This window comes from Fluviibacterium sp. S390, assembly GCF_049800695.1.
Lineage (GTDB): Bacteria > Pseudomonadota > Alphaproteobacteria > Rhodobacterales > Rhodobacteraceae > Meridianimarinicoccus.
Genome location: NZ_JBNAFN010000022.1, coordinates 42,865 through 57,389, shown reverse-complemented (window position 1 = coordinate 57,389; position 14,525 = coordinate 42,865). Strand labels below are relative to the sequence as shown.

Genomic DNA, 14,525 nt, shown 5'->3' with positions numbered 1-14,525 from the left:
GGGCTCAGAAAATCTCCAGATCGCGGTCGACCATCACCGTGACGCGCGCGCCCTGGTCGACGTAGATGACGGGGCCGATCGAGAGGTAGTCGCCGATCACGCTGTCCGTGGCATCGGCCAGATCATCGCCCACGTCTTCGAGCACGTCCGCGGCGGTCTCATCCTGGACGTTTGCAGCAGCAGCGCTTGGCGCGGCGGAGATCAGCGATATCAACGCCGCTGAGCCGAAACGCTCATCGAAGCGCGTGTCGACAAAGCCGGTCACGCCGGAGCGGCCCAATTCGTCACCCCCGAAAGAGCTGATCTGGATCGTCTGGTTGTCGGGCAGGATGATCCGGTCCCAGGCGATGGTGACCCGGCGCTGCGCGATATCGACGCCAGAGCGATAGCGCCCGATGAGACGGGACCCGCGCGGGATCAGGAGACGAGAGCCGTCGACGCTGTAGACATCTTCGGAAACGACGGCACGGGTCTGGCCGGGTAGGGAACTGTCGAGGGCGGTTTCCATGACGGCCTGGATCATTGTACCCTGAATGATGGTGTTGGACGGGTTGGCGATGACTTCTGCCTGTGTCACCGAAGTGGGCAGCGCGCCATTCAGAACGAAATCCGTCACTTCCCCAAAGGTCCGTTCGGTCAGAGCCGTCTCATTCGCACCCGAGGTACCACCAAAGGCGATAGTGGGCGAGGCGATGCGCCGCTCCTGGAAGGCGCGTTCCTCCGCCGCGCGGCGTTCAAGTTCTGCCAGCCGCCGTGCTTCTTCCTCGCGGCGCAGTCGCTCTTGCTCGCGTGCGCGCAGCTCATCTTCCGTGGGGCCCATTGGCGCGGGTTGCGGTCGGCTGGCCTCGAGTTGGGCCAGTTCCAGATCCATGCGGAGTTGCTCAAGGCTGCGATCCCGCGCCGTCAGTTCGTCCTGAAATCGTTGCTGTGCGGCTTCCGAGGCGGCTTGCAGCGCCGCGATCTGAGCGGTCAGCGCGTCAATTGCCTCTGCGGCGGCGGTGTCTTCCTCGACAACTGGTTCAGGGGCGTTACGCAACTCCTCGATCTGGGCCTGCAGGGCGGTGATCTGCGCCAAAAGCTCAGCATTGGGCTCGACCGGATCGGGTGCGACGAACACAACCTCGGGCTCGGGCGGGGGCAAGGTCTCGATGGCGCCGAACCCGTCGCCTTCGTTCTGGAACACGTCCGGCGTGGCCGTGGGAAGGGCTTCCTCTTCCTCGGGTTGGGACATGAGATAGAGCAAGGCACCGCCCGCGCCGATCACGAGGACGACGACCAAAGCGAGCAGCGGTGAGCGTCGTGGGGCAGGGGGCGAACCAGCGCCCTTGCCTTGTTCTAGAGCCGCGAGACGTTTCTCGAGGTCTGCGTTTCCAGTATCGCTCATGAGCCTACCCCCGCAGGTGGTGTGGCCTCGATGCAGACCACCTCCTCCCCGATCCGCAGCACCCATTGTCGGTTCACGCCTGAAACCCGGATCACGCCGTCCTCGGTGGCTTGTGTGTTGACCGTCCGTTCTCGGCCATTCGCGTAGCGGAAGATCGCAGGCACCGGCGCATTCCGTGGGAATTCGAAATATGTAAACGTCCCGTCATCCCAGATGCGGGTTGGCGTGAACTCGGTCCGCGCGCTGGCACCGTAGTTGTAGTTCGGCGCTTGGGCCGCGATGGCCCGGGTTGGGCGCGCAGCGTCCTCCGGATAGCGGAACTGCACCACGTAGAAGGTCGGGCTGCGGGTCTCCTGGACGTTGAAATAGTAGCTTCGCCTGTTCGTGTAGACCGTCACATTGGTATGGACACCGCGCGCGACGGGCTTGATCGCGAAGGCCTGCCCGCCCGGCACGCCATCGATCTCGAAGCCCTCGGTATCGCCCGCGATGATCGAGCGGATGCTTTCACCCTCACCGAATTCGACCGTGGTGACATGGGTAAGCGAGACGCTGAGACGGTAGACCTGACCCTCCTGGTAGGTGGCCAAGCGCACTCGGCTGTCGTTGGGACCGCCACGCGGGATGGCTTCGGCAGAGGCGAGGCCGGGCAACAGGGCAATGACAAAAATAAGCGATCTTATAAACAACAACGTCAGTTCTCCAATCTGTCGGAGCGGATGGAATATTCGAGGACGGTGAAGCCGAAGGGATTGGTCCAGACCTCATCGATGGAGCGGCGGGTCTCCGGGCGGAACTCGAAGAGAAGCGTCGCGGTGAAGAGGCCGGTCTGGGTGCCGTTGATGGAGGTCAGGCGCTTGCGCAGGCGCACCGTGGCGCGGTTGGTGCCGATCCGGTTGATGCTGAGGATTTCCACGTCGAGCCGAGCATTGGGGCCATAGACCGTCGGCGGGTAATTCTCGTTGGCGCTGTTCCATATCTGGCGCAGCCTGCTCTCGGCGGCCCCGTCCGAGCGGCGCAGGACGCTGCGGATGCGCAGATCGTTATCGAGCTGATTGTAGATCTCCCGGTCGGTCACATAGCGGAAGACCTCCGCCTCGATGATCGCCTGGTTGGCGGTCACCGAGGAAGCGCCCACCGAGGCCTCGGGGAGTGCAAAGCCGGTGGCGGGATCATAGGGGACAACGACGGGGGGCGGATCGACATCGAGGATCGAGACAGCCGCGGCACTCAGACAGCCGATGATGCCGAAGACAAGACCTGCCAGACCAAGGCGTTGCCAGAGCCGTTCGCGGCGCAAGGCACCGTAGACCAGTTCTTCCTCGATGATCTCTTGTTCACTCGCCACGTGTCACACCCCTCAATCACTCGGCCCGTAGGTCCGGCAAGGTGAAATCCATGAAGCGCTGTTCCTCGGCGATGGTGGCGGCATCGATCACGCCGCCGGTGCCATCGCCCACGGTTTGCACGGCTTCGAGCTGCCACATGGCCACGAGCGCAATGGCGAGTTCCGCCGTCACGCGCGTGTTGAGATCGACGCTTTGCTTGAGCTCTTCCATGTCGTCAATGAGCCCGACAAGGCGGTCTACCCGCTCGAGCGACTGGCCGGCATCTTCATAGCTGTTCTGGGCGGCGGCTGAGACGAGTGCGCCGGTTGTTGCCTGCGTGGCCACACGGTTGGCCCCGGGATTGCCGCTGGTGGCCATTTCCGAGAGCGTGTCTTCATCGAAGCCGAGATCGGCCAGCACCCGGTCCATCTGGGTTTCGATTTCGCCTGCGCCGGAGCCCGAGAGGCCCGAGAAATCCCCAGTCTTGATCGCCTCAATCGTGGCGAGGATGTCCCCGAACTCCTGGTCGAGCAGACCGTTCAACTCGTCTTCCATTTCCGTCCGGATGATTTCGGGAAGCTCGGCAAGTCGGGTGAGCGCTTCATAGGTTCTTTGCAGCTCCGCGAGTTGATCCGTGAGTGTGGCAAGCTGTTCGCGGAGCTGCGTCAGCTGCTCGTTTTGCAGGATCTCGTCTTCAATCATCTGCCGGAGCTGCTGGATGTTTTGCGCGATATTCTGGGTGTCGACGACGGGCACGCCCTGCGCTGCGGCAGGGGACAGGGTGCATAGATGCAGGCCAATCCCAAGTGTCGTGGCCAAGGCCGTCTTCATGAGAATATGTCCCATCAGTCTATCTCCCTGATCGTAAAATCCATGAACGCGCCTTCGGCCATGCGGGCGCTGGCCTGCGCCAATTCTTCTGCGCTCAGGACACGGGTCCGCGCTGCCTGAAGCCGGATGCGGGCGGCCACGAGGCGCACCAGTTCGGCGCGCGCATAGGTGTTAAGCGCGATGCTCTCCTGTAAATCCTCGGTCTCGGAAATCCGTTCGACGATATCCGCAATACGCAGGGCGGCTTGCCTGATCGCGGCGGGCGAGTTGTTGCCATAGAAGGCCGCGCCGTGCCCGGTGATTGAGAGGTTGGCATTGGCCAGAAGTGCGGGGTCGATCGTGCCAAGCGCTTCGATCCCGCCGATACGGGTCAAATAAAGGTTATAGCGTTCGGGGATCACCTGGACGTAGTGCTGGGTCTCGCGGAAGGGTGGCACGCCGCCATACTCGAAAACCCGGCCGGGTCCGGCGTTATAGGCCGCGAGGGCGTTGATGATGTTGCCATCGAATGTGTTGAGCTGGGTCGCGAGATAGCGCGCGCCGCCATGCACCTGTAGGTAGGGGCTGTCATAATATTCCGGGTTGATGCTGAGATCGCTGGCGGTGCCAGGCATGATCTGTGTGAGACCATAGGCGCCGACGGGAGACCGTGCCCCAATCGTAAACCGGCTTTCCTGCCAGATCAGCGCTTGCAGCAGCGCGCGCCATTGGACGGGGGAGAGTCCTGCGCGTCCAACACCCGCAAAGCCGCTGGTCTCCTGAGCCACGCGGATGATGAGCTGCTCGATGTTTTCCGCAGCATCCCCGAACATCTGCGCACCGCCGGGATTGGGGTCGATCTCGCCCCTGCCATAGACGGCTTCCACGGCGCGGTCGGGATCGCCGCTGCCGCTTTCCAGCCCCGAGACCATAGCCGGCAAGCCCTGACCGCCGAAGCTGGTCTGGGCATCGAGGATGCGTTGCAGGGTTTCCAGCTGCTCCCGTTCGATCTCGGCGATGAGTTCGCGCACTGCCAGCTTGTCAGCCTGAACAGCCAAGTCTGCCTCGCGATCGCCGGTCTCGACGATGTCACGCGCGGTCAGCCCACTGTCATTGGTCGGCACGCCTTGAGACAAGGCGAGACCGGGCAGCAGGCAAACCGCGAGGATATGAGGCAGGCTAGACTTCAACGTCGCCCTCCGGCGCGCCGAGCGGTGCGAAGTGGCAATCCTGGGCTGTCGCTGCCGTCGAGGCGAGAAAGGAAAAGCAATTGGCCTGCGGCTCCCGATACTGGGTGCAGGAGGCCAGCGCGCCGAGCGCAGCCAAAGCGATAAGAATACGGATCATTAAAGCCTCCAGAAGTCTGGGCGGTCGCGGTAATCGGCGCCGACAAGCGCTTCGCCCTTTTCCATGCCGCCAAGGATCGTGAGATTGGGTCCAAGGGCGCTCAAATCGGCATCGACGACGATTGAGCCCTGATCGTCGCGGATCAGCGCCAAGCGGCTGTTGCTGCCCGTGTTGAGAAGGACGTCGAGCTCCTTCTCTGTGAGATTCAGCATGGCGTAATCCGCAGGCTGCGCGCGGATATTGGGCAGCAGGATCTGCGTCGGCACCGCCTCGACGATGGTCTTGCCGGTCCGGGTGCGCTCAAGCTGGCTTGCGTATTGCGTCATCATCACCGCGACCGTGTTCTGCTTGCGCGCGGTGACCAGCCAATTCGACAGCCGCTCGGCGAAATACGCGTTGTCGAGCGCCTTCCAGGCCTCGTCGATCACGATGATGGTGGGGCGGCGATCCTCGATCTCGCGCTCGACCCGGCGGAAAAGATAGGAGAGAACTGCCATCCGCTCCTTGTCGGCCTCGCTGTCGAGAATGCCGGTCAGATCGAAGCCCACGACATCGCCCTTGAGCGAGAATGTGTCCTCGAGGCTCTGTCCGAAGATCCAGCCGTAGCGGCCGTCCTCAGACCACTCGAGCAGGCGCTGGTGCAGATCGCCGCCATCATCGGTGGACACAAAAAGCGACGCGAAATCCCGCCAGTTCCGCAAGGCGGGGTTTGTGGCCTGGGCATTCTGGCGCACGACTTCCTGGATGCGGTTGGTCTGCGCCGGTGTGAGCGGCGTGTCGGCACGGTAGAGCAGGGTTGTGAGCCAATCCGAGAGCCAGGCGGTGCCGCGCGCATCGGTCTCGGTCCAGAGCGGGTTGAGGCCCGTGGGCTGGCCTGCGTTCAGGGAGGCGTAGCGCCCGCCACCCGCGCGGACCGCCATCTCCATACCGAGGCGGTAGTCGAAGACGAAGATCCGCGTCCCTGCTCGACGGGCTTGGGTCATCAGGAAGGCCGACAGCACCGATTTGCCCGACCCGGGTCGTCCCATGATCAGGGTATGGCCGCTGGTCGGTTCTTTGTCGGGCGATCCCTGCTCGTGATAGGAAAACCGGTAGGCGCTCTGCTCCGGCGTGGGCAGATAGGTGATGACCCGGCCCCAAGGGGTAAGTGCTGCGGGTTTGCCGAGCTGCGTCCGGTGGAAGGCCGCGAAATCCGCGAAGTTGCGGTTGGTGACGGCGCTGGCGCGGACGCGCTTTGGCTGGTTGCCGGGGTGCTGGCTGAGGTAATGCGCCTTGGCCGCGACCCGCTCGCCGATCATCTTCACGCCCTCGGTCGCGGCGGCGTTCACGATCTCCGCGCTGAGGGTTTGCAGCTCTTCGAGCGTTTCGCAGAATAGTGTGACGACCATATGATGCTCGCCAAAGCTCTGGCGTTTGGCCTCGAGATCATCGGCAGCGATATCAAGGGCTTCCATGAGCGAGAGGGCCGCGTCCTGGCTGGCTTGCATCTGGCGCTTTTGCCGCTTTATGCGGCCCGCCATGAGGTTCGAATTGATCGGCGTGAAGGAGTGCGTGACGATCATGTCGACCGGCAGGTTCAGCATGTCGAACATGGTGCAGGAGGTGCCTTCCGAGTATTCTCCGATGGTGAAGCTCTTGCCGTAGCGGTGGCCCACGACGCCCTCGGAAAGCTCGAAATGGTCGCCGTGAAACGTCACGCGGGTATTGGCGACGTTGAAGGACAAAAAGCCGTAGGTGTTTGCCGGGTAGAGCGGCAGCTCGGTGCCAGTGTTGAGCGCGCCCAAAAATCCCACCAACTCTCCCGATCCGGCTGACAGCAGGCGCGGCTTGAGCTCGGTAAGCCCCGAGAGGAAGACGTTCACGGCCTCACCGAGGCGCTGCAGGCGTTTGCGGGTCTCCTCTCTCAGGCGGTCCGGCGCGCTGCGGCTGAGGAACGGCAGGAGGCTTTTGGCGGGTGGGCGATGGATGACGGTGAGCGTCAGTGTTTTGTCGCGGAGCCCGCTGGTCTCGAGTTTCGCGCGCCAGCGCCGGTCGACCTCGCCCGCGAAGCTGTCCTCACGGATGGGGTCGAGATCAGGTTTGATGGCCTTGGAGACCTTGTGGACGTAATAGCTGAATTCCGGCCCGAGCTGCGCGACGATGCGGGCACAAAGCGCCGTCACCTTGTCGAGATAGGCATCGTCGGTCGTGTAGCTGTTGATCCCCTCGAGCCGGATGCAGCGGAACAGTTCGTTCACCCGGGTCCGCACGGTCTGGTCGTCGACGAGGCTCACATAGGGCAGCATATGCGCGAGGCGGGTCTCGCGCGCATACCAGTCTGGCGTCATTGTGCGGGCATCGAGCGCAGCATCACGGGCGTCATCACGGGGCATAGCTATCCCCGCCATGAATGGACCTGTTGCGCGTGGGCGGTGTCTCCTGCAGGGCCGTCATCATCACGTCGATGAAACGCGGGTCCCAATCCGCGGCCTTCCAAAGCACCGGATAGAGAAGGGCGGCGACACCCAGCACCGCGATGTGCTGGACCCAGACGAACAAGAGCACCGAACCGAAGAGCCAGACCATCGCGTACATGATGGGCAGGCCCAGAAGCTTCGGCGGGCGCACGAGGCCGAGAAAGAGAGGCGCGCGCTCAGCCACCGGCAAAGACCGCAGCAACGATCGTCGGGGCAGCCGCAACACCGGCGATGCCGACAAGCACCCAAAGCGCTTGGCGCAGATCGATGATGTTGAAGAACCAGCTCAAGAAAACGCCGAGAACCGCGAGTGTGGCGATGACCACACCAAGAGGTCCGGTCAGCGCATCGACAATGCCCTGCAACAGGCTTTGGATCGGGGAGAGATCGATGCTCTGTGCAAGGGCGGGCTCGGCAATCAGCAGGAATAGCGCCAGCGAGGCGACAAAGAGGTTTGAAATCCAACTTGTTTGGATAAAGCGGAATCGCCAATGCACTGCCGCGCTGCGCGCTCTCGTGACATTGCCGATAAGTGTTTTTAGGAATGATTTCCAAAAAGGTTGGGACATCATGAATTTGATCCTTCCAATCGGGCCACAACGGCCATGACACGGGCCACGTGGTTCTGGGTTTCTCGGTAAGGGGGAATGCCACCGTGTTGGCGCACGGCGTCCGGCCCCGCGTTGTAGGCCGCCAGCGCCAGATGCGGATCGCCGAACGTCGCCAGCATCATCGCGAGGTAGCGGGCGGAGCCGTCGAGGTTCTGGAGCGGATCGCGCGGGTCGACGCCGAGATCTCGGGCAGTGGTCGGCATCAGCTGGCCGAGGCCAATAGCGCCCGCAGTTGAGATTGCATCCTGCCGGTAGGCGCTCTCAACCTCGATATTGGCGCGATAGAGAGCCAGCCAATCCGTCACGGAAAGCCCGGCTCGACTCAGGCCAGGATGACCGGCATAGCGCAAGGCCGTGGTCTGAATCCCGGAGAGGACCTCGGCGCGGGGCAGGGGAGTCGGACCGACACTGGTTGCAAAGCGCAGCGCTTCACGCTCTGGCACAGTGTCATCGCTGCCGAAAATCGCAAGTTCATCGGCTGCCGACCCCTGACCGAAGCCGTCATTGTAATTGCGCGCGAAGCTATTTTGGGATTGGGACGGCGTCAGAGAGCCGTCGCTCTCCATGACCAGGACCATTTGCGCTGAGGCAGGTGCTGCGACCAGCCAGATACAGACGAGGTTAGCTGCCAGTGCCCAAGTCTGATGGGGCTTTGTCTGGCGGGGCGAGTTTATGCGTGCAGCTTGTCCCCGCCTCAAGCGGCAGGTCGACATGGGCAAAGCCAAGGCCAATGAAGAATGACACCACGCCAGAGACCGTCTTGAACTCGCGGATCTTGATATCGTTGTAGGTCGTCCGCGTGCGGGCGGTGACGAGGAGCTTTTCCACCCCGTCATCAGAGACAACACGCATAATCCAGACCCCGTAATAGCTGGGGCCTTTCTTATGTGCCGACTCCTGGCACAGGATTTCTGCGCAATAGCCGCTTTCCACGAGTTCGCGGAACCTGGCTTCCGTAACCACATTTGGTGCTTCGATGTCCCAGTTCATGGCCCGGCTCACGCTTTCTTCAATGGCGCGACCCTAGGCATTTCCACTTGAAGCCTAGAGTTACGATAGTATACTTTCAACCGCAAGATGTAATATCGTGCTTTAGCTGTAGTTTGGTTACGCAAACACTAGTCACGGCCAGTGTCCGCGATCAAGGAGATAACAGGTTTGAGAAACCCAAGGTTGACACACCTACTCCCATTGCAATCTATGGTCCCTCTGATCTGCGTTCCCGGGCTGGTTTTGGCGGAATCCTGCTTCGCCCCGGCCCGTCCTTTTCTACCAAGCGATTCGCAGGCAGCGCGGGACTATGCGGACATCATCCGTGGCGATTTCGAAAATTACATCCAGGATATCCAGAGCTACTTCCGTTGCCTCGACAGCGAACGCGCCCGCGCTTTCGAGGAAGCGCGCGAAGTCAGCGAGGACTATGGCCGATTTCTGCAATTGGTAGGGGATTGATGGGCAACCTCGGGAGCATCAGACTTGTAGCCCATGGAAACCAGACGCCGATAACACCCTCAAATATCTACTTTTTAGATAACAGATTTCATCCGCTAGCGACGTCACAAAAGGTATGTGACGCGTGGCAAAGACAATCAGAAGCACGGGACAGGTGGCACTCTGCCAGGCGTTGGTCGACGCCCGCATCAAGGCAGGCCTTGGACAGGCTGAATTGGCGACCAAGCTCAGATGCCACCAATCCCTCATTGCCCGCCTTGAAAGCGGCCAGCGCCGAGTCGACGTTGTCGAGCTGGTCGTCTTGGCGCGCGCCATTGGCTTTGACCCGTTTGAGCTACTGGCGATTGTCGACGCCGCCACGGAGCCCGACCACAGAATTTGAAAGCAAAGAAATTTTCAAACGTACCGAATTGGACGTCTCCATGTGAATTGAGCTCCTCCAGGAAGGGTAGTGATCCAACATCCACCAAGTACGGCATGCGATCCGAGCGCGCACTCAATGACACGATGCCGTAACTGCAGCGCCAATGTGCAGGAAGTCAGTAAACAGTGAACGATGATAAAGGTGAGGGCGTTGCGATCGCCAATCTGATCGGGACCGATGGGTGCAGCGTTGTTGGTTGGGTTTATCGCTGGGATACAGGCGCGCATGCAGTGATGTGGGACGTCCATGGACCCCAGCCGGTATCGGAAATCCGGCCGGATCTCACTGCGGAACAGAAGCAGGAAATCGATTTCGATGGTTTGAAACGGATCGGAAGCGGCGAAGGCGGATAGGCTCCTCAGCTAGCCGCCAGTTCATATGTGATGGATAGCGTTCGCCGGCATACCGGACATTGGGGTCGCACGCGGCGAATGCGGACTCTGAGCCCAACCCGGTCATCGGAAATTTGTGCTGCGTGCGCTCGCAGCGTGAAAATTGCCGCAGGTGCGTAGTCTTCGGCGCTGCGCGGCGGCAGATTTTGCGGCCATTCGGTCATCGCGCAGCGTCTTTTGGGACAGGAATCAACAGGTCTCGGGACAAAGCAGACATCCGCTGGAGCGGTCCAGGGTACCGCATGTTAACAAGACTAAGAGAGCGGCAGTTCTCAACCTGAGAGGGATTTTCGGGAGGACATCTCCGTTGGAAACAGTTGCAAAGTTGTGGTACAGGTGGCACCGTCGCACTGAACAAGATTGAACCCATTGAATCAAAAAAGATTGAACCCATTGAATCAAAAAAGCACGTATGTGTCGGAGTTCCCTCGATGTCCTCAGGAATCACAAACAAGGCTTCTCAGTTTGCAAAGAGAGCGATTTGCGCGTTCGCGGCTCTGTTGTTGTGTGTCCAGCCCGCGTTAGCCTGCACCGGCATTATGCTGAAAACAGCCGACGGCAGTGTCGTGCACGGAAGGACCCTTGAGTTTGGCTTTTTTATCGAGACGGACGTTGTCCGCGTGCCGCGTGGATACACCTTTACAGGTCAAACCCCGCACGGTGACGGCATGACATGGAGCGCAAAGTACGCGGCGGTCGGTGCGATTGCTTTTGACAATCTTGCTATTATGGACGGCATCAATGAAGCAGGCCTTTCGGTCGGCTCGTTTTACTTTCCCTCTTTTGCGGAATACGCCGAGACCACCTCGGACAACCAATCGCAATCAATGTCGCCGGCGGATTTTCCGAATTGGCTGCTGACCAATTTCGCGACGATCGAAGAGGTGCGTGCCGCGGTAGAGGCAGGAGAGGTGTCCATCGCGCCAACCCTCTTGCCCGGGTTTCCTCCGACGCCCCAACCCTTTCACTTCATCATATACGACAAGACCGGCACGAGCCTCGTGATCGAGCCGATCGACGGCGAGTTGAAGTTGCATGACAATCCGATCGGCGCCTTCACGAACTCACCAAACTTCGATTGGCATATGACAAACCTGCGCAACTACATCGCGCTTGAGCCCCGAAATATCCCACCAGTAGAGGTCGCCGGTCAGACGCTTAGCGCACTTGGCCAAGGGTCGGGGATGCTGGGGCTTCCCGGTGATTTCTCGCCCCCTTCGCGTTCCGTGCGTGCCGCCGTATTCAGCGCGACCGCAATTCCTGAAGAAAACTCCGAGCGTGGCATCTTTCAGGTGTTCCACATTCTCAACAACTTCGACATCCCGGTGGGGATTGCACGAGAAGAAGAGGAGGGTGTCCTCCATACGGATTACACGATGCTGACAACCGCACGAGATCCTCAGACATTGCGCTATTACTGGAAGAGCTATGAAGATCAGACGATCCGGATGGTCGATATGAACACGCTGCCTTTGGAGGGCGACAGCATCTTGTCGATATCAACGGATGGCGAGCAGCCTGTCTTGGATGTGTCCGGGGCAATGCAGTAACGGTCACCCAAAGTCCATAAAACCTTGGCGCCGGCGGTGGTGATCACGGGCCCGTTCCTGTGTTGGTCACCGTTTTCTCTTTAAGGCTTAAATCGGAGTATGATGACCTATGAATCCTTTACCACGGCGCGCTTTTCTTCGCTTGTTATCGGGAGCTTCTGTTGCCGCCCTTGTGACCGCACAGCGGTCCGCGACGGCAAGCACCACGAATTTGCAGGACTTGACCGGCCAGTCGGTTCCCCTGCCCGAAACTACGGTTTATGTCGCGCGCTCGGTCATCACCATGGACCCGGCGGCGCCGCGTGCCGAAGCCGTTGCTGTTGTGGGGGACCGGATCGCCGCCGTTGGCAGTCGAGATGATATTGTGGGACTGATCGGCGATCAGCCGTTCCGCGTCGACGAAACCTTTGCAGACAAAGTCATGATGCCGGGGTTTGTCGAGCAGCATGTACACCCCGTTCTTGCGGCCCTCACCATGACGACCAAGGTCATCTCCATCGAACCATGGGACGCGCAAGACGGGTTTTCCGAACAGGTTCGTGATCCGGAGGGCTATCGGCAAAGATTGCAGGCAGCCCTTGCCATGCACGACGATCCGAACGAGACCTTTGTGACCTGGGGCTATCACCACTACATGCACGGGGAGATGAGCCGGGCCATTCTCGATGAGCTTGCACCGGACTTTCCAGCAATCGTCTGGCACCGCTCCTGCCATGAATTTTTCCTGAACACCAAGGTTATGGAACTCTATGGTGTGACCGAAGAGTGGTACGCATCTCAATCCGCAAGCGTGTTGGAGCAGAGCGACTTTGACGAAGGTCACTTCTTCGAGCAGGGCGCACTCGCCTTGCTTGGTTTGATCGCACCGGCGATCGCCACACCTGAGAGAATGAAAAACGGATTGGAGTATTCGGTCGGCTACTATCACCGTGCCGGCGTCACAACGGCCTGCGAACCGGGTGGGTTCTTCTCCAAAGAACTGCAAGACGCGGTCAACGCGGTCTATTCGCCTGACGGGACGCCCTTCAATCACTTTTTCATTGGAGACGGAAAGTCCTTTGTCCTGCCGCATCTGGACGATCCGGAGGCGGTGATCGAGATGGCAACGACAGTCTATGACTGGGGCACCGGCCGCACGGCATATCTGCCCAAGCAGATCAAGCTTTTCACGGATGGTGCGATCTTCAGTCAACTGATGCAGATGCGCGACGGGTATACCGACGGGCATGAAGGGGCGTGGATCATGGACCCGGAGGTGTTCATTTATGCGTTCCAAACGTTCTGGGATGCGGGCTGGCAGATCCACATTCACAACAATGGCGATGCGGGCATGGACCTCTTGCTCGACACACTTGAAACGGCGTTGCGCCGCAACCCCCGCTTTGATCACCGCACAGTCATCGTGCACTTTGGCTTTGCGGCCAAGGATCAGATCGAACGGGCAGCGCAATTGGGCGCCATGGTCAGCGCGAACCCCTACTATGTCACGGCACTTGCAGGGCGCTACGGCGATATCGGGATTGGGCTCGAGCGAAACGCCCGCATGGTGCCGCTGGGGGATGTAGAGGCGCTTGGCGTGCCAATGTCCTTCCATTCCGACATGCCGATGGCACCAGCGAAACCGCTGCAGTTGGCTTGGTCGGCCTTGAACCGTAAGACACTGGAAGGTGATGTCGTCGGTCCGGATCAGCGCGTGAGCGTAGAAACGGCTCTCAAGGCCATTACGATCGACTCGGCTTACACAATCCAGATGGAAGACGAGGTCGGCTCCATCACACCGGGGAAGCTGGCGAACTTCACAATCCTTGAGCAAGATCCCTACGAGGTGAAGGTAGAGGACTTTGACAAAATTCCGATTTGGGGCACCATTCTGGAAGGGCGTGTGCAACCCGTGGAAACTGCCGAAGGTACAACGAGGACAAATCCAGCTGCAGACTATTGTATCGAGCAGGGCGGACGCTACGAAATCCGCAAGAACTCAGAGGGCGCCGCGCAAGGCATCTGTATACTTAGCGATGGAACCGAGATTGATGCCTGGGAGTACTTGCGTCGCGAACGCACAGAACTTTCACCACTCTCTGCTCCGGTCAGAACAGCCAATTCCATCTCGAATGGTATGGGTTACCGCACACGCATGCGCCTGAAGATCTCGCGCTTCTATGCCGACCTGGGATTATGTAGCAGCGATGCCGCTCTGCGGGAAACGCTGTGCCACGAAGTGGCAAAGGCCTTAAGTTAGAGTCTCACGCGTTTGTAACTAACAATTGGAGCGAGTCCCGGGGAAAAGGCCGGGAGCCTTGGCGACATCCGAGCGAAGGTTAAGGCGGTCACTTATCTGACACCACTTTCCGTGGGGATTGAATTCCTTTCGGACGGCAGTTTTTGGGGCGCCCAAATGTTAAATGAAACGCTGCAAACAAATGACTGGTTTCGACCCATTGTCCGAAGCTTTCGCTACGCGCCAGCTAATTCGCGTTAGCAGCGAAAGGTCGCTCTGTTCGCCGTCTGAGCAATCGGATCACGTCGCGGCGAAAGTTCGGTCTTGGATCGGGCGAAGTAGTATCAGGTGAATGACCGCTCTCGCGACAGGGGATGCAACGCAGCGATGGTCCTGCCGCGAGCGCGAACGAATGCTGCGTTAGCGAAGATCGAAAATCCAAGGTCGGGTTTGTCCGCTCTCCGGACCTTGGCACCGACAACTGCGAATGACCGGTATCTGACTCCTTCAGCACGCTCAAATTTCCTCAGTTCGATGGCAACGCTGTCTTTGA

General features: G+C 60.1%; 16 protein-coding genes. 5 read left to right on the top strand and 11 right to left on the bottom strand.

Annotation, left to right across the window (positions count from 1 at the left end; genetic code table 11):
• Nucleotides 1-4 precede the first annotated feature (4 nt).
• The 11 genes from ACP15K_RS16125 to ACP15K_RS16075 form a co-directional block, all read right to left on the bottom strand.
• Nucleotides 5-1,384, bottom strand: coding sequence for a TrbI/VirB10 family protein (locus ACP15K_RS16125; RefSeq protein WP_093994391.1), 1,380 nt, complete (start codon nt 1,382-1,384; stop codon nt 5-7).
• The gene (locus tag ACP15K_RS16120) at nt 1,381-2,076 is read right to left on the bottom strand and encodes a TrbG/VirB9 family P-type conjugative transfer protein (RefSeq protein ID WP_424990997.1); all 696 of its coding nucleotides are present in this window, start codon (nt 2,074-2,076) and stop codon (nt 1,381-1,383) included. Before ACP15K_RS16120 ends, ACP15K_RS16125 begins: the two co-directional genes overlap by 4 nt.
• Nucleotides 2,077-2,078: 2 nt before the next feature.
• Nucleotides 2,079-2,732 carry a virB8 family protein gene (locus ACP15K_RS16115; RefSeq protein WP_424990996.1) on the bottom strand — a complete coding sequence of 218 codons (654 nt, stop codon included), beginning with the start codon at nt 2,730-2,732 and terminating at the stop codon, nt 2,079-2,081.
• 16 nt (nt 2,733-2,748) lie between these two features.
• Complete coding sequence (locus tag ACP15K_RS16110; RefSeq protein WP_424990995.1) at nt 2,749-3,558, bottom strand: type IV secretion system protein; 810 nt, start codon at nt 3,556-3,558, stop codon at nt 2,749-2,751.
• Nucleotides 3,558-4,712, bottom strand: a complete 1,155-nt coding sequence (locus tag ACP15K_RS16105; protein ID WP_424990994.1) for a lytic transglycosylase domain-containing protein — start codon at nt 4,710-4,712, stop codon at nt 3,558-3,560. Before ACP15K_RS16105 ends, ACP15K_RS16110 begins: the two co-directional genes overlap by 1 nt.
• The gene (locus tag ACP15K_RS16100; protein ID WP_009815545.1) at nt 4,702-4,869 is read right to left on the bottom strand and encodes a hypothetical protein; all 168 of its coding nucleotides are present in this window, start codon (nt 4,867-4,869) and stop codon (nt 4,702-4,704) included. The genes ACP15K_RS16105 and ACP15K_RS16100 overlap by 11 nt, the downstream gene beginning before the upstream one ends.
• Entirely contained in the window at nt 4,869-7,241 is a 2,373-nt protein-coding gene (locus tag ACP15K_RS16095; protein WP_424990993.1) for a type IV secretion system protein B4, read from the bottom strand. Before ACP15K_RS16095 ends, ACP15K_RS16100 begins: the two co-directional genes overlap by 1 nt.
• On the bottom strand, nt 7,231-7,509 hold the full coding sequence (locus tag ACP15K_RS16090) for a type IV secretion system protein VirB3 (protein WP_012187324.1): 279 nt from the start codon (nt 7,507-7,509) through the stop codon (nt 7,231-7,233). Before ACP15K_RS16090 ends, ACP15K_RS16095 begins: the two co-directional genes overlap by 11 nt.
• Nucleotides 7,502-7,786, bottom strand: coding sequence for a TrbC/VirB2 family protein (locus ACP15K_RS16085; RefSeq protein WP_027246639.1), 285 nt, complete (start codon nt 7,784-7,786; stop codon nt 7,502-7,504). The genes ACP15K_RS16090 and ACP15K_RS16085 overlap by 8 nt, the downstream gene beginning before the upstream one ends.
• Before the next feature lie 107 nt (nt 7,787-7,893).
• Nucleotides 7,894-8,514: a lytic transglycosylase domain-containing protein gene (locus ACP15K_RS16080; RefSeq protein ID WP_424990992.1), complete on the bottom strand. Its 621-nt coding sequence runs from the start codon at nt 8,512-8,514 to the stop codon at nt 7,894-7,896.
• Between the two features lie 43 nt (nt 8,515-8,557).
• Nucleotides 8,558-8,926 (bottom strand): hypothetical protein, encoded by a 369-nt coding sequence (locus tag ACP15K_RS16075; RefSeq protein WP_424990991.1) that lies wholly within the window; start codon nt 8,924-8,926, stop codon nt 8,558-8,560.
• Nucleotides 8,927-9,136: 210 nt separating this feature from the next.
• On the opposite strand from ACP15K_RS16075, the gene ACP15K_RS16070 reads away from it, so the two are divergent.
• The 5 genes from ACP15K_RS16070 to ACP15K_RS16050 all read left to right on the top strand — a co-directional run bounded on the left by ACP15K_RS16070 (nt 9,137) and on the right by ACP15K_RS16050 (nt 13,993).
• A complete protein-coding gene (locus tag ACP15K_RS16070; RefSeq protein WP_424990990.1) occupies nt 9,137-9,388 on the top strand; it encodes a hypothetical protein in 252 nt (83 codons plus the stop codon).
• Between the two features lie 124 nt (nt 9,389-9,512).
• Nucleotides 9,513-9,770 (top strand): helix-turn-helix domain-containing protein, encoded by a 258-nt coding sequence (locus tag ACP15K_RS16065; protein ID WP_424990989.1) that lies wholly within the window; start codon nt 9,513-9,515, stop codon nt 9,768-9,770.
• A gap of 167 nt (nt 9,771-9,937) precedes the next feature.
• Nucleotides 9,938-10,165: a hypothetical protein gene (locus ACP15K_RS16060; RefSeq protein WP_424990988.1), complete on the top strand. Its 228-nt coding sequence runs from the start codon at nt 9,938-9,940 to the stop codon at nt 10,163-10,165.
• Nucleotides 10,166-10,635: 470 nt separating this feature from the next.
• Nucleotides 10,636-11,754 carry a linear amide C-N hydrolase gene (locus ACP15K_RS16055; RefSeq protein WP_424990987.1) on the top strand — a complete coding sequence of 373 codons (1,119 nt, stop codon included), beginning with the start codon at nt 10,636-10,638 and terminating at the stop codon, nt 11,752-11,754.
• A 220-nt stretch (nt 11,755-11,974) separates the two neighbouring features.
• On the top strand, nt 11,975-13,993 hold the full coding sequence (locus ACP15K_RS16050) for an amidohydrolase family protein (protein ID WP_424990986.1): 2,019 nt from the start codon (nt 11,975-11,977) through the stop codon (nt 13,991-13,993).
• The last annotated feature ends 532 nt before the right edge of the window (nt 13,994-14,525 follow it).

Bases quoted from the DNA above. Each gene is read 5' to 3' on its own strand.
- ACP15K_RS16095 (WP_424990993.1), bottom strand. From the start codon at position 7,241: ATGCCCCGTGATGACGCCCGTGATGCTGCGCTCGATGCCCGCACAATG.
- ACP15K_RS16125 (WP_093994391.1), bottom strand. From the start codon at position 1,384: ATGAGCGATACTGGAAACGCAGACCTCGAGAAACGTCTCGCGGCTCTA.
- ACP15K_RS16070 (WP_424990990.1), top strand. From the start codon at position 9,137: ATGGTCCCTCTGATCTGCGTTCCCGGGCTGGTTTTGGCGGAATCCTGC.
- ACP15K_RS16110 (WP_424990995.1), bottom strand. From the start codon at position 3,558: ATGGGACATATTCTCATGAAGACGGCCTTGGCCACGACACTTGGGATT.
- ACP15K_RS16055 (WP_424990987.1), top strand. From the start codon at position 10,636: ATGTCCTCAGGAATCACAAACAAGGCTTCTCAGTTTGCAAAGAGAGCG.
- ACP15K_RS16075 (WP_424990991.1), bottom strand. From the start codon at position 8,926: ATGAACTGGGACATCGAAGCACCAAATGTGGTTACGGAAGCCAGGTTC.
- ACP15K_RS16100 (WP_009815545.1), bottom strand. From the start codon at position 4,869: ATGATCCGTATTCTTATCGCTTTGGCTGCGCTCGGCGCGCTGGCCTCC.
- ACP15K_RS16080 (WP_424990992.1), bottom strand. From the start codon at position 8,514: ATGGTCCTGGTCATGGAGAGCGACGGCTCTCTGACGCCGTCCCAATCC.